The 20,657-nt window shown below is 68.3% G+C and carries 21 protein-coding genes and 2 tRNA genes; 18 read left to right on the top strand and 5 right to left on the bottom strand.

Annotated features, from left to right (window positions below):
- Positions 1–106: 106 nt before the first annotated feature.
- Positions 107–2,386, bottom strand: coding sequence for an NADP-dependent malic enzyme (locus JX613_RS00920; RefSeq protein ID WP_207099564.1), 2,280 nt, complete (start codon positions 2,384–2,386; stop codon positions 107–109).
- A 98-nt stretch (positions 2,387–2,484) separates the two neighbouring features.
- Here JX613_RS00920 and JX613_RS00915 point away from each other — a divergent pair, with 98 nt between their 5' ends.
- The 6 genes from JX613_RS00915 to JX613_RS00890 are packed head-to-tail and all read left to right on the top strand — an operon-like array spanning position 2,485 to position 7,988.
- Positions 2,485–2,907: a cytidine deaminase gene (locus JX613_RS00915; RefSeq protein ID WP_336512256.1), complete on the top strand. Its 423-nt coding sequence runs from the start codon at positions 2,485–2,487 to the stop codon at positions 2,905–2,907.
- Positions 2,904–4,187, top strand: a complete 1,284-nt coding sequence (locus JX613_RS00910; RefSeq protein ID WP_207099562.1) for a thymidine phosphorylase — start codon at positions 2,904–2,906, stop codon at positions 4,185–4,187. Before JX613_RS00915 ends, JX613_RS00910 begins: the two co-directional genes overlap by 4 nt.
- Positions 4,184–5,371: a phosphopentomutase gene (locus JX613_RS00905; protein ID WP_207099561.1), complete on the top strand. Its 1,188-nt coding sequence runs from the start codon at positions 4,184–4,186 to the stop codon at positions 5,369–5,371. The genes JX613_RS00910 and JX613_RS00905 overlap by 4 nt, the downstream gene beginning before the upstream one ends.
- A complete protein-coding gene (locus tag JX613_RS00900) occupies positions 5,368–6,327 on the top strand; it encodes an adenosine deaminase (RefSeq protein WP_207099560.1) in 960 nt (319 codons plus the stop codon). Before JX613_RS00905 ends, JX613_RS00900 begins: the two co-directional genes overlap by 4 nt.
- The gene (upp, locus tag JX613_RS00895; RefSeq protein WP_207099559.1) at positions 6,324–6,956 is read left to right on the top strand and encodes a uracil phosphoribosyltransferase; all 633 of its coding nucleotides are present in this window, start codon (positions 6,324–6,326) and stop codon (positions 6,954–6,956) included. The genes JX613_RS00900 and upp overlap by 4 nt, the downstream gene beginning before the upstream one ends.
- A 42-nt stretch (positions 6,957–6,998) precedes the next feature.
- A complete protein-coding gene (locus JX613_RS00890; RefSeq protein WP_207099558.1) occupies positions 6,999–7,988 on the top strand; it encodes an SPOR domain-containing protein in 990 nt (329 codons plus the stop codon).
- A 60-nt stretch (positions 7,989–8,048) separates the two neighbouring features.
- On the opposite strand, the gene JX613_RS00885 is transcribed toward JX613_RS00890, so the two are convergent.
- Together JX613_RS00885 and tyrS are read right to left on the bottom strand one after the other, a co-directional pair.
- Positions 8,049–8,189: a hypothetical protein gene (locus JX613_RS00885; RefSeq protein ID WP_154765456.1), complete on the bottom strand. Its 141-nt coding sequence runs from the start codon at positions 8,187–8,189 to the stop codon at positions 8,049–8,051.
- A 121-nt stretch (positions 8,190–8,310) separates the two neighbouring features.
- On the bottom strand, positions 8,311–9,555 hold the full coding sequence (gene tyrS / locus JX613_RS00880) for a tyrosine--tRNA ligase (protein WP_207099557.1): 1,245 nt from the start codon (positions 9,553–9,555) through the stop codon (positions 8,311–8,313).
- A 59-nt stretch (positions 9,556–9,614) separates the two neighbouring features.
- Between tyrS and JX613_RS00875 the strand changes: the two genes are divergently transcribed.
- The 4 genes from JX613_RS00875 to JX613_RS00860 all read left to right on the top strand — a co-directional run bounded on the left by JX613_RS00875 (position 9,615) and on the right by JX613_RS00860 (position 12,397).
- Positions 9,615–10,763: an anhydro-N-acetylmuramic acid kinase gene (locus JX613_RS00875; protein WP_207099556.1), complete on the top strand. Its 1,149-nt coding sequence runs from the start codon at positions 9,615–9,617 to the stop codon at positions 10,761–10,763.
- Positions 10,764–10,808: 45 nt separating this feature from the next.
- A tRNA-Asp gene (locus tag JX613_RS00870) sits at positions 10,809–10,885 on the top strand.
- A 26-nt stretch (positions 10,886–10,911) separates the two neighbouring features.
- Positions 10,912–10,988: transfer RNA gene (locus JX613_RS00865), tRNA-Asp, on the top strand.
- A gap of 149 nt (positions 10,989–11,137) precedes the next feature.
- Positions 11,138–12,397 (top strand): glutamate-5-semialdehyde dehydrogenase, encoded by a 1,260-nt coding sequence (locus JX613_RS00860; RefSeq protein WP_207099555.1) that lies wholly within the window; start codon positions 11,138–11,140, stop codon positions 12,395–12,397.
- 13 nt (positions 12,398–12,410) lie between these two features.
- On the opposite strand, the gene JX613_RS00855 is transcribed toward JX613_RS00860, so the two are convergent.
- Positions 12,411–13,034 carry a histidine phosphotransferase family protein gene (locus JX613_RS00855; protein WP_207099554.1) on the bottom strand — a complete coding sequence of 208 codons (624 nt, stop codon included), beginning with the start codon at positions 13,032–13,034 and terminating at the stop codon, positions 12,411–12,413.
- Positions 13,035–13,078: 44 nt separating this feature from the next.
- On the opposite strand from JX613_RS00855, the gene JX613_RS00850 reads away from it, so the two are divergent.
- From JX613_RS00850 to JX613_RS00835, 4 genes are all read left to right on the top strand, one after another.
- Positions 13,079–13,258 carry a DUF3553 domain-containing protein gene (locus JX613_RS00850; RefSeq protein WP_207099553.1) on the top strand — a complete coding sequence of 60 codons (180 nt, stop codon included), beginning with the start codon at positions 13,079–13,081 and terminating at the stop codon, positions 13,256–13,258.
- A gap of 132 nt (positions 13,259–13,390) precedes the next feature.
- On the top strand, positions 13,391–14,173 hold the full coding sequence (gene olsB, locus JX613_RS00845) for an L-ornithine N(alpha)-acyltransferase (RefSeq protein ID WP_207099848.1): 783 nt from the start codon (positions 13,391–13,393) through the stop codon (positions 14,171–14,173).
- Positions 14,170–15,009: a lyso-ornithine lipid O-acyltransferase gene (olsA, locus tag JX613_RS00840; protein ID WP_207099552.1), complete on the top strand. Its 840-nt coding sequence runs from the start codon at positions 14,170–14,172 to the stop codon at positions 15,007–15,009. The genes olsB and olsA overlap by 4 nt, the downstream gene beginning before the upstream one ends.
- Before the next feature lie 70 nt (positions 15,010–15,079).
- The gene (locus JX613_RS00835) at positions 15,080–17,344 is read left to right on the top strand and encodes an adenosylcobalamin-dependent ribonucleoside-diphosphate reductase (RefSeq protein WP_207099551.1); all 2,265 of its coding nucleotides are present in this window, start codon (positions 15,080–15,082) and stop codon (positions 17,342–17,344) included.
- A gap of 18 nt (positions 17,345–17,362) precedes the next feature.
- Here JX613_RS00835 and JX613_RS00830 read toward each other — a convergent pair whose 3' ends face one another.
- Positions 17,363–18,103, bottom strand: coding sequence for an N-formylglutamate amidohydrolase (locus tag JX613_RS00830; RefSeq protein ID WP_207099550.1), 741 nt, complete (start codon positions 18,101–18,103; stop codon positions 17,363–17,365).
- Positions 18,104–18,216: 113 nt separating this feature from the next.
- On the opposite strand from JX613_RS00830, the gene pyk reads away from it, so the two are divergent.
- The 4 genes from pyk to rplT all read left to right on the top strand — a co-directional run bounded on the left by pyk (position 18,217) and on the right by rplT (position 20,605).
- Positions 18,217–19,662 carry a pyruvate kinase gene (pyk, locus tag JX613_RS00825; RefSeq protein WP_207099549.1) on the top strand — a complete coding sequence of 482 codons (1,446 nt, stop codon included), beginning with the start codon at positions 18,217–18,219 and terminating at the stop codon, positions 19,660–19,662.
- Between the two features lie 33 nt (positions 19,663–19,695).
- Positions 19,696–19,920, top strand: coding sequence for a hypothetical protein (locus tag JX613_RS00820; protein ID WP_207099548.1), 225 nt, complete (start codon positions 19,696–19,698; stop codon positions 19,918–19,920).
- 108 nt (positions 19,921–20,028) lie between these two features.
- Complete coding sequence (gene rpmI, locus JX613_RS00815) at positions 20,029–20,229, top strand: 50S ribosomal protein L35 (protein WP_187793478.1); 201 nt, start codon at positions 20,029–20,031, stop codon at positions 20,227–20,229.
- A gap of 16 nt (positions 20,230–20,245) precedes the next feature.
- A complete protein-coding gene (rplT, locus tag JX613_RS00810; protein WP_103171045.1) occupies positions 20,246–20,605 on the top strand; it encodes a 50S ribosomal protein L20 in 360 nt (119 codons plus the stop codon).
- Positions 20,606–20,657 lie beyond the last annotated feature (52 nt).

Raw genomic sequence — 20,657 nt, 5'->3', positions numbered from 1 at the left:
GAAAAACCTGCAAACCAGTCCATGCGGGGCCACGTAGTTTGCAAATGCGGCAATGCAGGTGCAGCGTGCCGGGCGGTCCTTGAAGCGAATCGCCCGGCGTGGAGGATCAACTGTAATGGGCGACCGGGGTTCCGGCGAGAACGCTCATGTTCAGAAGCCCGCGCGTGGTGATGGATGGGGTGACGATATGGGCGCGGTTGCCCATGCCCATCAGGATCGGCCCGACCTCCAGCCCGTTGGCGCGCATCTTCAGCGCGTTCCTGACACCCGATGCCGCGTCGGTGCCCGCAAAGACCAGCACGTTCGCCACGCCTTCCAGCCGCGAGCCGGGGAAGATCCGTTCCCGCAGTTCCGGGCTGAGGGCCGAGTCGACGTGCATTTCGCCGTCATACATGAAGTCGGGCTTGCGGGCGTCCAGCAGGGCCAGGGCCTCGCGCATCTTGCGGCCGGTATAGGTGTCCAGGTTCCCGAACTGCGAATGGCAGCAGAGCGCGATCTTGGGCGTCAGGCCGAAGCGGCGGACATGGCGCGCGGCGCCCATCACCGTGTCCATCACCTGCTGCGGCGTCGGATCGTCGTGGCATTGCGTGTCGGCGACGAACAGCGGCCCATCCTCCAGGATGATCATGGACAGCGCGCCGATGGGGTTCAGGCCGTCGCGGGCCAGGATCTCGCGGATATAGCGCAGGTGCCAGGAATATTGCCCGAAGGTGCCGCAGATCAGGCTGTCGGCCTCTCCGCGATGGACCATCACGCCCGCGATGGCGGTGGTGTTTGTGCGCATGATCGCGCGGGCGATGTCGGGGCTGACGCCGCGCCGGGCCATCAGCTGGTGATAGGTTTCCCAGTAATCGCGGTAGCGGGGGTCGTTCTCGGGGTTCACGATCTCGAAATCGCGCTCGGGGCGGATCGGCAGGCCCGCGCGTTCGGCGCGCATGGCGATCACCTCGGGGCGGCCGATCAGGATCGGCACGTCGGTCGTTTCCTCCAGCATGGCATTGGCGGCGCGCAGGACGCGTTCATCCTCGCCCTCGGCGAATGCGATGCGGCGGGTGGCGGTGGCGGCGGCTTCAAACACGGGGCGCATGATAAGGGCGGACCGGAAGACCGAACTGTCCAGCTTGCGCTTGTAGGTTTCCAGATCCTCCAGCGGGCGGGTGGCCACGCCGGTTTCCATCGCGGCGCGGGCCACGGCGGAGCTGACCACGCCGACAAGGCGCGGGTCGAAGGGTTTCGGGATCAGGTATTCCGGCCCGAAGGTCAGCGTCTCGCCGCGATAGGCGGCGGCGGCCTCGGCGGCGGTGGTGGCGCGGGCCAGGGCCGCGATGCCCTCGATGCAGGCCAGCTCCATCTCGGCGTTGATGGTGGTCGCGCCCACGTCCAGCGCGCCCCGGAAGATGAAGGGGAAGCACAGGACGTTGTTCACCTGGTTCGGGAAATCGCTGCGGCCCGTGGCGATGATGGCATCGGGGGCGACCGCGCGGGCCTCGTCGGGCAGGATTTCCGGCGTGGGGTTCGCCAGCGCGAAGATGATCGGGCGGCGGGCCATCTTCGCCACCATGTCAGGCTTCAGCACGCCGGGACCGGACAGGCCCAGGAACAGGTCGGCGCCCGCGATCACCTCGGCCAGGGTGCGGGCGTCGGTGTCCTGCGCGAAGGCGGCCTTCTGGACGGTCATGTCCTCGACCCGGCCCTTGTAGACAAGGCCGTGGATGTCGCAGAGCCAGACATTCTCGCGCTTGACCCCCAGCTTCAGCAGCATGTTGAGGCAGGCGATCCCTGCCGCCCCGCCGCCGGTGGACACCACCTTGATGTCGGAAAACCGCTTGCCCGCGACATGCAGCGCGTTCGTGGCCGCCGCGCCCACGACAATGGCGGTGCCGTGCTGGTCGTCGTGGAAAACGGGGATGTTCATCCGTTCCCGGCACAGCTTTTCGACGATGAAGCAGTCGGGGGCCTTGATGTCTTCCAGGTTGATCGCGCCGAAGGTCGGCTCCAGCGCGCAGACGATGTCGGCCAGCTTTTCGGGATCGGATTCGTTCACCTCGATATCGAAGCAGTCGATATTGGCGAATTTCTTGAACAGGACGGCCTTGCCCTCCATCACCGGCTTGGACGCCGCAGCCCCGATATTGCCAAGGCCCAAGACCGCCGTGCCGTTCGACACCACCGCCACCAGGTTCGCCCGAGAGGTATAGCGGCTGGCCGTGGCGGGATCGGCCTTGATCTCCAGGCAGGCCTCGGCCACGCCGGGGGAATAGGCGCGGGACAGGTCGCGGCCATTGGCCAGGGGCTTCGTCGCCCGGATTTCCAGCTTACCCGGGCGCGGGAATTCGTGATAATCCAGCGCCTCTTGCCGGGCATTGTCCTGCCTGCGTTCTTCCATGTCTGCCCCCTCGGTCTGCGAATTGGTTGAGCGTTAAACCATTTCCCGGCCGGGGAACAGAAGCCTTCGGCTTGCGTTAGCGGCACCGCTGCGCGAAACTGTCGCAACGATTACAGGAGAAGCGGATGTCGCTGCTGGATGCCGCCCGCGAGGTGCGCGAAATGGCCTATGTGCCCTATTCCCGGTTCAAGGTGGGCGCGGCCATCCGGGGCGCCTCGGGGGCCGTCTATCGCGGCTGCAACGTGGAAAACGTGGCCTATCCCGAAGGGACCTGCGCCGAGGCCGGGGCCATCGCCGCCATGGTCGCGGCGGGCGAGACGGAACTGATCGAGGTCGCGGTGATCGCCGACAGCCCGTCCCCCGTGCCCCCCTGCGGCGGCTGCCGTCAGAAGCTGGCGGAATTCGGCAACGGGCATACCCCCGTGCTGCTGGCGACCATCGACGGCGCGACGCTGGCCACCACGGTGGGCGAGTTGCTGCCGGGCCGGTTCGACGCCGGGCACATGGCCAAGGCGGAATGACCGACCCGCGCCCTGTCATCGCGGCGCTCCGCGACGGCCGCGGCCTGGACGGCCCGGGCGCCGCGCTGATCGCGCAGGGCCTGGCCGACGGGTCGATCAGCGACGCGCAGGCGGGGGCCTTTGCCATGGCGGTGCTGGTCAAGGGCATCGGCACCCCGGGCCGCGTGGCGCTGACGCGGGCCATGCGCGATTCGGGCCATGTGCTGCACTGGGATCTGCCGGGGCCGGTGGTGGACAAGCATTCCACGGGTGGCATCGGCGATGCGGTCAGCCTGGTGCTGGCCCCTCTGCTGGCAGCAAAGGGGATGTTCGTGCCGATGATCTCGGGCCGTGGCCTGGGCCATACCGGCGGCACGCTGGACAAGCTGGAGGCGATCCCCGGATACCGCTGCGACCAGTCCGAGGATGATTTCCGCCGCATCACCCGCACCGTGGGCTGCGCCATCGTCGCGGCCAGCGGCGATTTCGCGCCCGCCGACCGCAGGCTGTATGCGATCCGCGACGAATCGGCGACGGTGGAATCCATCGACCTGATCACGGCGTCCATCCTGTCCAAGAAGCTGGCGGCGGGGTTGCAGGCGCTGGTGCTGGACGTGAAGGCCGGGTCGGGGGCCTTCCTGCGCAAGGCGGAATCGTCCCAACGCCTGGCGCAGGCCCTGGTGGAAACGGCGAATGGCGCGGGGTGCAGGACTTCGGCCCTGATCACCGACATGGACCAGCCCTTGGCCCGCAGCGCCGGGAACGCGTTGGAGGTGGCCGAGTCGATCCGTGTCCTGCGCGGCGAACCCGGCGCCCTGCGCGACCTGACGCTGGCGCTCGCGTCCGAGGTGCTGCGGCTTGTCGGGCAGGGGGATGACAACCTGGCCGACCTGCTGGATTCGGGCGCGGCGGCTGAGGTCTTTGGCCGCATGATCGCGGCCCAGGGCGGCCCCGCCGATCTGCTGGACCGTCCCGACGCGCACCTGGCGCCTGCCCCGGTCATCCGCCCCATTCCCGCGCCCGAAGGCCGCGTGGCGCAGATCGACGTGACCGCGCTTGGCCATGCCGTCGTGGCCTTGGGCGGCGGCCGCGTCCGCGCGGGCGAGGCCATCGACCCCCGCGTGGGCCTGTCCATGCTGGCGAAACTGGGTGAGGAGGTCGGCCCCGGCCGCCCCCTGGCCCTGGTCCACGCCGCTGACGACACCGCGGCCGAGGTCGCCATTGCCGCAGTCCACGCCGCCTATCGCCTGGGCGAGGGTGGCGCGCCCGGCCCCCTGGTCCGCGAAAGGATCGCGCCGTGACGGATCGGCGCGCCTTCCTGATCGTGATGGACAGCGTGGGCATCGGCGGCGCGCCCGATGCGGATGCGTTCTTCAACGGCGACCGGCCCGATACCGGCGCGAATACCGTTGCCCATATCGCGCAGGCCCGACCGCTGCACATGCCGAACCTTGCCGGGCTTGGCCTGGGGGCGGCGGTGCGCCTTGCCTCCGGGCAGGACGCGCCCGGGCTGATGGTGCCGCCGCAGGGGCTGTGGGGGGCGGCCACGGAAATCTCGAAAGGCAAGGACACGCCTTCGGGCCATTGGGAAATCGCGGGCGTGCCGGTGCCCTGGGATTGGCACTATTTCCCTGACACCATCCCGGCCTTTCCGCCCGAGGTGACGGCCCGCATCTGCGACCTGGCGGGGACCAAGGGGATCCTGGCGAATTGCCACGCCTCGGGCACGCAGGTGATCGAGGATTTCGGGGCCGACCATATCCGCAGCGGCTGGCCGATCTGCTATACCTCGGTGGACAGCGTGTTGCAGATCGCAGCACACGAGGAGCATTTCGGCCTGGACCGGCTGATCGGCTTGTGCGAATCGCTGGCCCCCACCCTGCACGCCATGCGCGTGGGCCGCGTGATCGCGCGCCCCTTCGTGGGCGAGGCTCCGGGCGAATTCCGCCGCACCGGCAACCGCCGCGATTTCGCCATCGCGCCCCCGGGCCGCACGATCTTGGACATCGCGCAAGGCGCGGGCCGCGTGACCCATGCCATCGGCAAGATCGGCGACATCTTCAGCCATCGCGGCATCACCCACCTGCACAAGGGCAAGTCCGACGCCGACCTGGCCGACCACTTGGTCCGCCTTGGCAAGGATGCCGAACCCGGCAGCCTGACCTTCGCCAATTTCGTCGAATTCGATACGAATTTCGGCCACCGCCGCGACATCCCCGGCTATGCCGCGCAACTGGAATGGTTCGACGGGGTGGCCGGCCGGTTCCTCGTCACGCTGCGCCCGGGCGACCTGGCGATCTTCACCGCCGACCACGGCAACGACCCGTCCTGGCACGGCACCGACCACACCCGCGAACGGGTGGCGGTCCTGGGCCATGGCCTCGGTCTGCGAGAGATCGGTCTGGTGGGCTTCAGCGACATCGGCGCCTCGGTCCTGGTGCATCTGGGCCTGCCCGCGCCCGATCATGGAAGGTCGTTCCTGTGAAGAAGATCGAACTGCACCTGCATCTGGAAGGCGCGGCACCCCCCGCCTTCATCCGGGGCCTGGCCCAGGAAAAGCACGCCGACCTGACCGGCGTCTTCGACGAACGCGGCCACTATGCCTATGACGGCTTCGACGGCTTCCTGCGCTGCTACGAGGCCGCGACCAGCGTGTTGCAAACCCCGCAGGATTACGCCCGCCTGCTGGCCGAGGTGCTGGAACGATCCGCCGAGCAGGGCGTGATCTACACGGAACTGTTCGTCTCGCCCGAGTTCTGCGGCGGCGCGGATCTGTCCGCCTGGCGCGACTATCTGGCCGCCATGATCGAGGTCGCCGACAAGGCCCGCGCCCAGGGCATCGACAGCCGCGCGATCCTGACCATCATCCGCCATTTCGGCCCCGACCGCGCCCGCAAGACCGCGATCTGCGCGGCGGAAACGGCGGGGGATTGGGTCACGGGCTTCGGCATGGGCGGGGCCGAGGCCGTGGGACGCGCGACCGACTACGCCTGGTCCTTCGACTGCGCCAACGAAGCGGGCCTTGGCCTGACCTGCCACGCGGGCGAATGGGGCGGCCCGGACAGCATCCGCGACGCCTTGTCGCTTGGCTGCACCCGCATCGGCCACGGCGTCCGCGCCATCGAGGACGCGGCCCTGGTCCGCGACCTGGCCGACAAGGGCGTCACGCTGGAAGTCTGCCCCGGATCGAACGTCGCGCTTGGCGTCTATCCCGGCTGGCCCGCCCATCCCGTCGCGCGGCTTGCCGATGCCGGGGTGCGCGTCACCGTGTCCACCGACGACCCGCCCTTCTTCCGCACGACGATGCGTCACGAATACGACCGGCTTGCCGATGCCTTCGGTTGGGGCGATACGGAACTCGCGCAGATCAACCGCTGGGCCGCCGAGGCTGCCTTCTGCGACCAAGCGACCCGCGACAGGCTTTTGAAGGAGTTCCCGTGAGCCAGCACCTGACCGTCATCGACCACCCGCTTGTCCAGCACAAGCTGACGATCATGCGCCAGAAGGACGTGTCCACCGCAGGCTTCCGCCGCCTGTTGCGGGAAATCAGCCTGCTTCTGGCCTATGAGGTCACGCGCGAACTGGAACTGACCACCACCCGCATCGAAACCCCCCTGTGCGAGATGGACGCGCCTACGCTGGAGGGGAAAAAGCTCGCCCTGATCTCGATCCTGCGGGCGGGGAACGGGCTGCTGGACGGCATTCTGGAGATGATCCCCGGCGCCCGCGTGGGCTTCGTGGGCCTTTACCGCGACCCCGAGACGCTGATGCCGGTGGAATATTACTGCAAGGTTCCCAAGGAACTGGACGCGCGCCTGACCATCGTCGTCGATCCGATGCTAGCGACCGGCAACTCCTCGGTCGCCGCCATCGACATGCTGAAGGCGCGCGGGGCCACGAACCTGCGCTTCCTGTGCCTGCTGGCCGCGCCGGAAGGGGTGGAACGGATGCGGCAGGCCCATCCCGACGTGCCGATCTTCACGGCCTCACTGGACGAACGGCTGGACGACCACGGCTATATCGTGCCCGGCCTGGGCGATGCGGGCGACCGGATGTTCGGGACGAAATAGCCCGTTAACCCGGGGTTCAGGCTTTCCCCCTATTGCTGGGGCATGAAGTCGAATCGCGGGTGGCTGATGCGGGTCTTGGGTTGGATGGTGCTGGTGCTTTGGCTGCCGGGGCGGGTTCTGGCCGCGCCCGAGCCGCCCCCGCCCGGGGACTATCCGGGCGCGCAATATATCGACCGCACGGGCTGCGTCTTTGTCCGTGACGGTGCGGACTGGAAGCCGCGCCTCGATAAGCAGGGCGCGCCGATCTGCGGCTTTCCCCCCAGCCAGCCAGCCGAGACGGCAGGGGCGCCCGCCGATCCGCCCTCGCCCGAGGAGGTTCTGACGGCGATTCTGGCCGAAGGCTTGCGGTCCGGCGACCTGCTGGCAAATCCGGCCGCGCCGCCGCTGGCGGATGCCGCGCCCGATCCCGGGCAGGCACAACTGGACACGACGCTGGCCCAGCAGGTCGACCTGGACGCCCGGCTTCGCAGCGCCATGACGGGCCGCGCGCCGGACGGGCTTTGCGCGCGCTTGGGCTATCGCCCGGCGGAAGGGGCCACGCCGATCCTCGGCGGGGATGTCACGCAGGGCCTGTGCCCCGGAATGACGGCCCCCGATCTGGAACCTGCCATCACGACGGCTTCCGTTCAGCCCAAGGTTGCTCCGGTCCCGGCGCCCGCCGAACGCCCCGCCAAGCTGTCCCGCAAGGTTGCGGCGCCTGCGGCCAAGTCGCAAGGGGACGCGCCTGCCAAACCCTCCCGGGCGGTGGCGCGCCGCCCCGAACCCGTGCGGCCCGCTGTCCCGGCAGGGGTCGAGATGATCCCGGCCCATGCACGCTACGTCCAGATCGGCACCTATGCCGACGAAGCGAATGCCGTTTCGGCCCTGCGGCGCTTGTCGGGAATGGGATACCGAACCGCCCAGAGGCACGAGCGTTCAGGGGACAAAGCAGTGAAAGCCGTCCTGGCCGGGCCCTTCGCGGATCGGCAGGCCCTGGTGGCGGCGCTGACGCGGTTGCGGGCGAACGGCTATCCCCGGGCGGTGGCGCGCTGAGGTCCGGACATGCGAAGGGGGCGCGAACGCCCCCGGAAATCCTGTGCTGGTCTGTCGCGATCAGGCGGCGCGGCGCGTTTCGGCTTCGCGCGGGGCTTCTTCACGGGTGAAGTAGCCGAACATCTGATCCAGCACGGCGTCGGCCTGGGCCTGCAACTTGCGGGCGGAAAGGCTGAGGGGTTGTGCGGTGTTCTGTGCCATTGTCCTGTCTTCCGGGTCGGAGTGGTCCTCCCGGAATGACAGATAGGGGCGGCATGTGCCTGAGTCCATTGCTGCGACGCAGCGTCAACTTGCCTTGCAATGCTGCCATGCAGCAGGCGCATCAGCCCACCTGCACCATGCGGTGCTTTTTCTTGCCGACCGACACCTTCAGCCCGTCCCCGATCAGCGCGGCATCGACGGCCATCTGCGGATCCGACACGGCCTCGTTGTTCAACCGCAGCCCGCCTTCGGCGATCAGGCGCTTGGCCTCTTTCCCCGAGGCGGTGATGCCGGCCTGGACCAGCAGCTGCGCCACGGTCAGCCCGCCCGACAGGGCTTCGGCGCTGACGGTCGCGACCTTCAGATCGCCGCCCGCGCCGCCTTGCTCGAAGACCTGGCGCGCGGTGGCCTCGGCGCTGGCGGCGGCATCGGCGCCGTGCAGCAGGGTCGTGACCTCGTTTGCCAGGCGGATCTTGGCCCCGTTGATCTCGGATCCCTGGAGCGCGCCCAGGCGGTCGCATTCATCCACCGGAAGCTCGGTATAGAGCTTCAGGAACCGGCCCACATCGGCGTCGGTGGTGTTGCGCCAGAACTGCCAGAAGTCATAGGGCGACAGCATCGCCCCGTTCAGCCAGACGGCACCCCCCGCCGACTTGCCCATCTTGCGCCCGTCGCTGGTGGTCAGCAGGGGCGAGGTCAGGCCCCAGATTACCGCATCGTCCACGCGCCGGGTCAGGTCGATGCCGTTGACGATGTTGCCCCACTGGTCCGACCCGCCCATCTGCAACCGGCAGCCATAGCGGCGGTGCAGTTCCAGGAAGTCATAGGCTTGCAGGATCATGTAGTTGAATTCCAGGAAGGACAGCGATTGTTCGCGGTCCAGCCGGGACTTCACCGCTTCGAAGGACAGCATCCGGTTGACGCTGAAATGCCGCCCGATGTCGCGCAGGAACTCCAGGTAGTTCAGCCCGTCCAGCCATTCGGCGTTGTTCAGCATGGTGGCCCGGCCTTCGCCGTAATCCAGATACCGCGCGAAGACCTGGGCCATCCCGTCGATGTTGGACTGAATCGCGGCCTCGTCCAGCAGCGGGCGTTCCTCGCTGCGGAAACTGGGGTCGCCCACCTTGGTGGTGCCCCCGCCCATCAGCGTGATCGGCCGGTTGCCGGTCTTCTGGAACCAGCGCAGCATCATGATGTTCAGCAGGTGCCCCACATGCAGGGACGCCGCCGTCGCGTCATAGCCGATATAGGCCGTGACCGGCCCGTCCAGCAGCGCCTGGTCCAGGGCCGCGTAATCCGTGCAGTCGGCGACATAGCCGCGTTCGGTCATCACGCGCAGGAAATCGGACTTGGGCTGAAAGGTCATCGGCTTTTTCCTTCTGATCGGCGCGGATATACCGGCTGCGGCAGGGAAGGAAAAGCACGATGATCCGGGTTCTGGGAATGATGTCGGGCACCTCGATGGACGGGGTGGACGCGGCAATGATCGAGACGGACGGGGTGCGGATCGGCGGGTTCGGGCGCATCGCCTTTCGCGCCTATTCCGATAACGAATCCGCCGCGCTGCATGGTGCGCTTGGCCGCTGGCCGGGCGAGGCGGGGGTGGCGGACGCCGCCGCGATCTCGGTTGCCAGCCATGCCGCCATGGCCGCCGATTTTCCCGAGGCGGAGTTGATCGGCTATCACGGCCAGACGCTGGCCCATGATCCGCAGGGCAGGGGCACGCACCAGGCGGGCGACGGCGCGTTGCTGGCGCGGAAAGCGGACCGGCCCGTGGTCTGGGATTTCCGCAGCGAAGATGTGCGGCGGGGCGGCGAGGGCGCGCCGCTTGCGCCCTTCTTCCACTGGGCCTGCGCCGGGTGGGCCGTGGGGCAGGGCAAGCTGTCCGCGCAGCCGGTGGCCTTCCTGAACCTGGGCGGGGTCGGCAACATCACCTGGGTCGATCCCACGGCCCCTGCGCCCGAGGTGCCGGGGGCCTGCCTGGCTTTCGACACCGGACCCGCCAATGCGCCCATAGACGACCTGATGCGGCGCAGGCTGCGGCGCAGCCATGACGCGGACGGCGCGCTGGCGGCGGCGGGCCGGGCGGACGGCGCCGTTGTGGCCGATTTCCTGGCGCATCCCTGGTTCGACCGCCCGCCGCCCAAGTCGCTGGACCGCGACCAGTTCACGGGCCTGGCCGCCGCCGTCGCGCCGCTGGCGGACGCCGATGCCGCCGCCACGCTGGTCGCCGTCTTGGCCGGGGCAGTCGCGGCGGGCTTGCGCTGGCTGCCCTCTGTTCCTGCCACCGTGCTGGTCTGCGGCGGCGGGCGGCGCAACCCGGCGATCATGGCGCGGCTGGCTGCGGCGCTGCCCTGCGCCGTGCAGCCGGTCGAGGCCGCGGGCCTGGACGGCGACATGCTGGAAGCCCAGGCCTTCGGCTGGCTGGCCGCGCGCGTCATGCGGGGGTGGCCGACCTCGGGGCCCACGACGACCGGCGTTCCCGCGCCCTGCTGCGGGGGGCGGATCAGTCATCCGCGCAAACGACAGGATTTTTCCAAACGTGCCCTTGACGGGGGCGACGTGTCTGCGTAAACCGCCCCTCACCCCGGCGGGCGATGCGATCGGGGTGGTGAGTGTGCGGTTGTAGCTCAGTTGGTTAGAGTACCGGCCTGTCACGCCGGGGGTCGCGGGTTCGAGCCCCGTCAACCGCGCCACACACACCAGTCGCCCAAGATATAGCGCGGTTGTAGCTCAGTTGGTTAGAGTACCGGCCTGTCACGCCGGGGGTCGCGGGTTCGAGCCCCGTCAACCGCGCCATTTCTTCCCCTTTTTCCTGATTGAAGCGTTGTCGGGGGCGCTGCCCCCGTCCTGCGGACTCCCCCGGGATATTTGTGGCCAAGGTGAACGGGCGGGTTGAAGCGCGCGCCGGGATGGGTCATCTGAACGGCTGATTGCGGGGGATTGCCATGACGGATCATGAGGATGCAACGGCGCTGATCGCCACCATGGGCGAGGCCGCGCGCGCCGCTGCGGTGGACCTGGCGCAGGCCACGGCGGAACGCAAGCACGCCGCCCTGATCGCGGCGGCCGAGGCCCTGCGCCGCAACCAGGCCGAGATTCTGGCCGCCAATGAACAGGACATGCAGTTCGGCCGCGACAAGGGCCTGGCCGATTCGATGCTGGACCGGCTGCGCCTAGACGAAGACCGCCTGCGCGGGATCGAGGACGGCTTGCGCACCGTGGCCGGACAGCCCGATCCGGTGGGCGAGGTCGTGGCCGAATGGGACCGCCCGAACGGGCTGCACATCCAGCGCGTGCGCACCCCCATCGGCGTGATCGGCGTCATCTATGAAAGCCGCCCGAACGTGACCGCCGACGCGGGGGCGCTTGCGCTGAAATCCGGCAATGCCGTGATCCTGCGCGGCGGGTCGGAAAGCCTGCATTCCGCCCGCGCGATCCATGCCTGCATGGTCCAGGGCCTGCGCCAGGCGGGCCTGCCCGAGGCCGCGATCCAGCTTGTGCCGACCCGCGACCGGGCGGCGGTGACGGCGATGCTGCAAGCCCAGGGGCTGATCGACGTGATCATCCCGCGCGGCGGCAAGGGGCTGGTGGGGCTGGTCCAACGCGAAGCGCGGGTGCCGGTCTTTGCGCATCTTGAGGGGATCTGCCACGTTTATATCGACCGCGACGCCGATCCCGACAAGGCGCGGCGCGTGGTGCTGAACGCCAAGACGCGGCGCACGGGCGTCTGCGGGGCTGCGGAATGCCTGTTGATCGATCGAGCCTATCGCGGCGGCCCCGCCCTGGTCCAGGCGCTGCTGGACGCAGGCGTCGAGGTTCGGGCGGATGGCGACCTGGCCCGGATCCCCGGCACCGTCTTGGCCGAGCCCGACGATTTCGGGCAGGAGTTCCTGGACATGATCATCGCCGCGAAACTGGTCGATGGCGTGGACGGGGCCATCGCCCATATCCGCCGCCATGGCAGCCAGCACACCGAATCGATCCTGACCGAAAACGACGCGACCGCGCGGCGGTTCTTCAATGGATTGGACAGCGCGATCCTGATGCGCAACGCCTCGACCCAGTTCGCGGACGGGGGCGAGTTCGGCATGGGCGCGGAAATCGGCATCGCCACCGGCAAGCTGCACGCCCGTGGCCCGGTCGGGGCCGAGCAGCTGACCAGCTTCAAGTATCTGGTGACGGGCGACGGCGCGATCCGGGCGTAACGCCGGGCCGGGATCAGAAGGCGATCTCGGCCCCCTTGTCGTCCACCTCGCAGCGGACGGGGCGGCCTGCGCTTGCCAGGGCATCGGCCAGCAGGGGAAACTGGACCTCGGAGGGCAGGGGGTTGCGCGGCGCATCGCCCCCCAGCCAGGCCCACAGGGCCGCGTCCTGCCTGGTCCGCTCGGCCTCGGCCACCAGGCGCCAGCCGGCGGGACCGTGCAGCACCGTGACCGTGCCGCCCCAGGGGATCGCGCTTTCCAGGCACATCATCGCCAGCGTGACCATCCGGATGTCGGTCCGGGCGAAATCGCCCTCGGCCTCCAGCCGGATCTGCATCCGGCCCTGCGCGGAAAACCCGTCCAGCAACTGCGCCAGCCCTGCGCGCGAGATGCGCTGGTCCCCCTGCACCTGCCCGAAGGCCACGCGGAAGATCTGGATGCGCGCGCGCGCGGCCGCCACGCTTTCCGCAATCAGCTTCAGTTCGGGGCAGGCGGCGATGCCGGGAAAGTCGGGCGACATCTCCAGCAGCTCGACCCCGTTGCCGATGGCCCCCAGGGGCGAGACGAGGTCGTGGCACAGCCGCGATCCCAGCAGTTGCGACAGCTCGCCCGGTGCGACATGCGTTGTATCCGGAACCATGGGACATTACCTTTCAATTGACAGACAAGGGGGGGGACGACGCCGTGAACGAGATGCTGGAACCCGGAATGATCGTCCGCCATCCCGGCGCGCCCGAATGGGGCGAGGGGCAGGTGCAATCGCGCATCGGCGATCGCATCACCGTCAATTTCCTTGAAGCGGGCAAGCAGGTCATCGACGGAAAACGGGTGTCACTGGATATCGTGTGGTTACAGGGCAACTAGGGCTTCCGCCAGAATTGCAACCTTTGGTTGTTCAGTGCAAGCGGTGATGCGGGGTTCCCCGCTGCGCTGTTGCAATGCCGCCCCCCGCCGCCTAGAGAAGATCCGATGACCATGACCGCCCTTGCCGCACGCATGAAGTCCGACCCGTCCTTCTTCGACATCCGGCTGGCCGTGTCGGAAGCGGACCTGCTGGCCGCGCAGCGCCTGCGCTATCGCGTCTTTGTCGAGGAACTGGGCGGCGACGGTCCCCTGGTCGATCATGACCGGCGGCTGGAACGGGACGAATTCGATCCCGTGGTCGATCACCTCTGCCTGATCGACAACCGGCGGTCGAGCGCGGATCTGGATCATGTGGTGGGCGTCTATCGCCTGCTGCCAGGCGACCGCGCGGCGCGGTTCGGGCGGTTCTATTGCGATTCCGAATACGATCTGACGCCCTTGCGCCAATGCGGCCGCCCGGTGCTGGAACTGGGCCGATCCTGCGTCGATCCGGCCGTGCGCGGCGGGTCGGGCATGTTCCTGATGTGGAACGCCCTGGCCGATTACGTGCTGGACCACGGCATCCAGATCCTGTTCGGCGTGGCCAGCTTCCATGGCACCGACACGGCGGCGCTGGCGCAATCGCTCAGCTGGCTGCATCACCATCATCTTGCCCCTGCCGAGCTGCGGCCCAAGGCCCTGCCGCCCGGCCATCACCGCATGGACCTGATCCCCGCCGACCAATTGGACCGGCGGCAGGCGCTGGTCGCCATGCCCGCGCTGATCAAGGCCTATCTGCGCCTTGGCGGCATGGTGGGCGAGGGGGCCTTCATCGACCGCGCCTTCAACACCACCGACGTGTTCCTGCTGATGGACACCAAGGCCATGTCCGACAAGCACCGGCAGTTCTACGAAAGCCGCTGGCAGCCGCAATGAACGTCACTCCCGGACGTGGAGAGGCCACCTGGCGCGATGCGGTGCCGCCGCCGGTGGTCCGCCCCCATGGCCTGCGCGCCTGGCTGCGGGTGCTGCGGCGGGGTGCGGGCGCGATCCTGGTGCTGCTGGCGGGCGTGCTGCTGATCCTGCCCCTGCGCGGGGTGGAACGCCTGTTTCACGGCCAGCGCCGTCCTTGGACCGGCCCGCATGTGCAATGGGTCTGCCGCCTGACCCTGGCCTGCATGGGCATCCGCTGGCGCAGGATTGGCAGGCCGATGCGCGGCCCCGGGGCGGTGGTGGCGAACCATTCAAGCTGGCTGGACATCCTGGTCCTGAACGCCGCCATGCCGGTCTTTTTCGTCAGCAAGGCCGAGGTTGCGGGCTGGCCCGGCATCAACATCCTGACCCGCGTGACCGACACGCATTTCGTGGTCCGCGACCCCAAGCTGGCCCGCACCCAGGCCGACGAATTCGCCGCGCGCGTCAGGGCAGGGCACCGGCTGCTGTTCTTCCCCGAGGGCACCTCGACCGACGGGCGGCGCCTGCTGCCCTTCAAGCCGACGCTGTTCCAGGGCTTCCTGGATCCCGCGCTGCCCGAGGGGCTGGCGATCCAGCCTGTCAGCGCGGTCTATCAGGCGCCTGCCGGGACCGACCCGCGCTTCTATGGCTGGTGGGGCGACATGGACCTGGGCCCGCATCTGCTGGCGGTGCTGGCCGCGCGGCGGCAGGGCCGGGTGACGGTGGTCCTGCACGAACCGATCCCCGTGGCCGGTCAGACCCGCAAGACGCTCTCCACCGCCGCCGAGGATGCGGTGCGCCGGGGGCTGGCGATCTGATCGCTTGATCGGACGTGTGAAACGCCCATATCTTGTAGATCCAACCGCCTGCCGCCCCAAGGGATCTGCCATGACCCGTTTCGCCGCGCCCATTGCCGAACAGATCTGGGACATGAAATACCGCCTGAAGGACGCCGAGGGCCGCCCCCTCGACACCACGGTCGAGGACAGCTGGCGGCGTGTCGCCCGTGACCTAGCCCGGGTCGAGGCGGACCCCGCCGCCTGGGAAGACCGCTTCTTTGCCGCGCTTCAGGATTTCCGCTTCCTGCCCGCCGGGCGCATCCTGGCGGGGGCAGGCACGGGCCGGTCGGTCACGCTGTTCAACTGCTTCGTCATGGGCACGATCCAGGACAGCATGGCGGGCATCTTCGACGCGCTGAAGGAAGCCGCGCTGACCATGCAGCAGGGCGGCGGCATCGGCTATGATTTTTCCACGCTGCGCCCCAAGGGGGCCGAGGTGAAGGGCGTGGCCGCCGACGCATCCGGCCCGTTGTCCTTCATGGATGTGTGGGATTCGATGTGCCGCACGATCATGTCGGCGGGCTCGCGCCGCGGCGCGATGATGGCGACGATGCGCTGCGACCACCCCGACATCGAGGACTTCATCGCCGCCAAGCAGGACAGCGCCCGGCTGCGGATGTTCAACCTGTCGGTGCTGGTGACGGATGCCTTCATGGAAGCCGTGAAGGCCGACGGCCCGTGGGATCTGGTCTTCGGCGGCAAGGTTTATCGCACGGTCCCCGCGCGCGACCTGTGGAACCGGATCATGCGGGCGACCTATGACTATGCCGAGCCGGGCGTGATCTTCATCGACCGCATCAACCGGCAGAACAACCTGCATTACGCGGAAACCATCGCGGCGACGAACCCCTGCGGCGAACAGCCCCTGCCGCCCTATGGCGCCTGCCTGCTGGGGTCGGTGAACCTGGCGCGGCTGGTGGACGCGCCCTTCACCCCGCAGGCCCGGCTGGACATGGCGGCGCTGGACGACCTGGTGCGCGTGGCGGTGCGGATGATGGACAACGTGGTCGATGCGTCGAAATTTCCATTGCCGCAGCAGGCGGCCGAGGCGCAGGCCAAGCGCCGCATCGGGTTGGGCGTGACGGGCTTGGCCGATGCGCTGCTGATGCTGGGCCTGCGCTATGGCGCGCCGGATGCAGTGGACCAGACGCGGGCCTGGATGAAGGCGATCGCGCGGTCGGCTTATCTTGCATCCGCCGATCTGGCGCGCGAGAAGGGGGCCTTTCCGCTGTTCGACCGGGACGCTTACCTCGCCTCGGGCTTCATGCAGCGGATGGACGCGGATGTGCGCGAGGCCGTGGCCCGGCACGGCATACGCAACGCCCTGCTGACCTCCATCGCGCCCACCGGGACGATCAGCCTTTATGCCGGCAATGTCAGTTCGGGGATCGAGCCGGTCTTCGCCTATGCCTATACCCGCAAGGTCTTGCAAAAGGACGGCAGCCGCACCGAGGAGGAGGTCGTCGATTACGCTGTCCAGATGTGGCGCGACCTGCACGGCGACGCGCCCCTGCCGGATCATTTCGTGAATGCGCAGACGCTTGCGCCCCGGGATCACGTCGCCATGCAGGCGGCGGCGCAGGACTGGGTGGACAGCTCGATTTCCAAGACGATCAACTGCCCCGCCGACATTTCCTTCGAGGACTTCAAGGATGTGTATCTCTCCGCCTGGGACTTGGGCTGCAAGGGCTGCACGACCTATCGCCCGAACGACGTGACCGGCAGCGTGCTGTCGGTCAGCGAAAAGGCCGAAGGCGTGCCGCAGGCCGATGCGGGCGCCGACGTGGTCTATCTGACGGAACCCCTGGACCGCCCTGCCGCCCTGGAAGGCGCGACCTACAAGCTGAAATGGCCCGCCAGCGAACACGCCATCTACATCACCATCAACGACATCATCCAGTCGGGCCACCGCCGCCCGTTCGAGATCTTCATCAACTCCAAGAACATGGAGCATTTCGCCTGGACCGTCGCCTTGACGCGGATGATTTCGGCGGTGTTCCGGCGCGGCGGCGATGTCAGCTTCGTGGTCGAGGAACTGAAGGCCGTCTTCGACCCGCGCGGCGGGGCCTGGATGAACGGGCGCTATGTGCCCTCGATCCTCGCGGCCATCGGCGGCGTGATCGAGCGCCACATGATCGCCATCGGCTTTCTGGCGGGCGAGGGGATGGGCCTGAAATCCGATCCGCAGGTCGAGGCGGTGGCGGTCGGTGAACGCCCGCTGGGCCCGGCCTGCCCGAACTGCGGCCAATACGGGATGCGCATGAACGAGGGCTGCATGACCTGTCCGAATTGCGGACATTCGAAATGCGGGTAGGGGTTTCACCCCACCGTTTTATAGCCCTGTTGCCGCCAATGTCCCTGCAATCACCGGCGCCAGCCGTGCCGCCCATTCCGCCTGGCCCGCCTCATCCGCGATCAGGTCGTTGCGGACCTCGATCAGCACGTTGGGACGCCCCTGCTTCAACGCATGGCGGTCGATTGAATCGCCCTCCAGATGGCCGTCATAGGGCTGGTTCTCGCCCGTGATCCAGCCTGCTTTCCGGCAGGCCTGCACCAGCGGCGGGCCAAGCCGCACGTCCCGCCACGAATAAAGGATCCCGACCTGCCAGGGCCGCATGGGGCGGCCGCGAAGCTGCGGGGTGAAGCTGTGGATCGCGCAGATGCAGCGGGCGGGATGGCGGTCCGCCAGCCGGGCCAGCGCGGCATGATAGGGGCGGTGCAGCCGGTCCAGCCGCCGCTCGCGTTCCGCCGCATCGGCGTGCTTGTTCGCGGGGATGACCGTGCCGTCGTAAAGCCGCATCAGCAGGGTCGGGTCGTCCTCGCCCCGGTTGGGGTCGATCACCAGGCGCGAGAAATCCGAAAAGATCGCCGGCGCCTCCATCAGCGCGGCAAGCCTTGACGCCAGCCCCGCCGCGCCCGGGTCATAGGCGATGTGGCGGGCCATGTCCGCCGCCTCGATCCCCAGGGTTCCGCCGCCCACCCAGCCGGGCACCCGGTTCGTGGCATGGTCGCAGGTGATCAGCCAGCGGGACGGGCGATCCTCGCCTTCCGTCCAGAAGGCACGCTCTGTCATGGGTCGGTCATCCTTCATGTCGGGGAATGTCTATGCCATGGTGCCGCCGGACGCCAGTTGCGGCCGCCCGCGTTCTGGATCATAGTTAGCGCAAACGGCGGAAAGGCGGCAGGATGAGACGACATCGCAACGTGAAGATCGTGGCAACGCTGGGGCCCGCCTCCAGCACCAAGGACATGATCCGGGCGCTGTTCGAGACCGGCGCCGACGTGTTCCGCCTGAACATGAGCCATGGCAGCCACGCCGATCACCGCGCCCGTTACGACACCATCCGCGCGGTCGAGGCCGAGACGGGCCGCCCCATCGCCATCCTGGCCGACCTTCAGGGCCCGAAGCTGCGCGTGGGCCAGTTCGCCTCGGGCGCCTGCGATCTTGAGGAAGGCGAACGGTTCCGGTTCGACCTGGATGCCGCGCCGGGGGATTCGCACCGCGTGCAACTGCCCCACCCCGAGATCTTCGCGGCCCTGGTGCCCGGCAGCAACCTGCTGGTGAACGACGGCAAGATCCGCCTGCGCGTGGATGACTGCGGCCCCGATTTCGCCGATTGCACCGTGACGGTCGGCGGCACCATCAGCGACCGCAAGGGCGTGAACGTGCCCGACGTGGTGCTGCCGCTGGCGGCGCTGTCGGACAAGGACCGCGCGGATCTGGAATTCGCCTGCGAGTTGGGCGTGGACTGGCTGGCCCTATCCTTCGTGCAGCGCGCGGCGGATGTCGAGGAAGCCCGCGCCCTGGCCCGGGGCCGCGCCGCGATCCTGTCCAAGATCGAGAAACCGGCGGCCGTCGATGCCTTCGAGGATATCCTTGCCGTGTCCGACGGCATCATGGTCGCGCGCGGCGACCTGGGGGTGGAACTGCCGATCCATTCCGTCCCGCCGATCCAGAAGCGGCTGGTGCGCAAGTGCCGGTCGGCGGCGAAGCCCGTGATCGTCGCGACCCAGATGCTGGAATCGATGATCGAAAGCCCGATGCCAACCCGGGCTGAGGTCAGCGACGTGGCGAACGCCATCTACGAAGGCGCGGACGCCGTGATGCTGTCGGCGGAAAGCGCCGCCGGTTCCTATCCGATCGAGGCCGTGCGCACCATGGACAGCGTCGCCCGGTCCGTCGAGGCGGACAGCAACTATCGCGCCATCATCGAGGCCTCGCGCCAGAACAAGCTGCACACCGTGGCCGACGCCATCGTGACGGCGGCGCGCGAGATCGCGGAAACAACCGACATCGCGGCCATCTGCGCCTTCAGCCAGTCGGGCAAGACCGCCAGCCTGGTCGCCCGCGAACGCCCGCGCGTGCCGATCATCGCGCTGACCCATGTCGAATCGGTCCTGCGCCGCATGTGCCTGACCTGGGGCACGCATTGCGTCATCACCCCGCAATTGGGCCGCTTCAAGGAGGCGGTGGTCAACGCCACCCGCGCCGCGCGCGAGTTCAACTTTGCCGACGAGACCCGGCAGGTGGTGGTGATCGCGGGCGTGCCCTTCAACGTGCCGGGCAGCACCAACATCGTGCGCATCGCGCCTTGCGACGAACGCTTGATCTTCGCGTCCGATCCAGAATAAGCGCGGACCAGGCAAACCATTACGGGGATTTCCATGTCTGATCTTCTGCTGCTTGGCGGCATCGCGCTGTGCCTGATCTCGGTCCTCGTGGCCGTCGTGCAGTTGTTGCAGACCCGGCCCCCGCGCGCGGCGGCGATCCTGCTGGTGCTGGGAATCGCGGCGATCCTGGCCGCCGCCTGGCTGGCCCCGCAGCCCGTCGGCCTGGACCAGATTCCGCAGGCCTGGGCACGCGTGACCGGCGGCGCGACCACGCCCTGAGGCCTTGCCAAACCGATGGGGCGCGCTTATACGGCGCGCTTCCTACCCGTGCGTCCGGCCACCATGGCATTGCCGAGTCGCGCGTTCACTCTGATGAAGGAGATGAAAATGCCGAAGATGAAGACCAAGTCGGCCGCCAAGAAGCGGTTCTCGTTCACGGCTTCGGGCAAGGTGAAATCCGCCCAGGCCGGCAAGCGCCATGGCATGATCAAGCGCACCACGAAGTTCATTCGCGATGCGCGCGGCACCACCGTCCTGTCGGACGCTGACGCCAAGATCGTCAAGAAATACATGCCCTACAACCGCTGATCGCGAGGACTGAACAATGGCACGAGTTAAATCCGGCAAGGTCACCCACGCCCGCCACAAGAAGGTTCTTGACGCGGCGAAAGGCTATTACGGCAACCGTTCGCGCAACTTCCGCACCGCCACCCAGGCCGTGGACAAGGCGAACCAGTACGCCACCCGCGACCGCAAGACCCGCAAGCGCAACTTCCGCGCGTTGTGGATCCAGCGGATCAACGCCGCCGTCCGCCTGGTGGACGCGGAAATGACCTATTCGCGCTTCATCAACCTGCTGGCGAAAGCCGGGATCGAGGTTGACCGCAAGGTTCTGGCCGACCTGGCCGTGAACGAACCCGAGGCTTTCGGCGCGATCGTGGCGCAGGCGAAAGCCGCCGCCTGATCCTTCAGGGCAACGCGACAGCGACAGGGGCCGGTGCGTGATGCACCGGCCT

Source organism: Paracoccus shandongensis (genome assembly GCF_017315735.1).
Classification (GTDB): domain Bacteria; phylum Pseudomonadota; class Alphaproteobacteria; order Rhodobacterales; family Rhodobacteraceae; genus Paracoccus; species Paracoccus shandongensis.
This window is presented reverse-complemented; position numbering and strand designations above follow the sequence as displayed.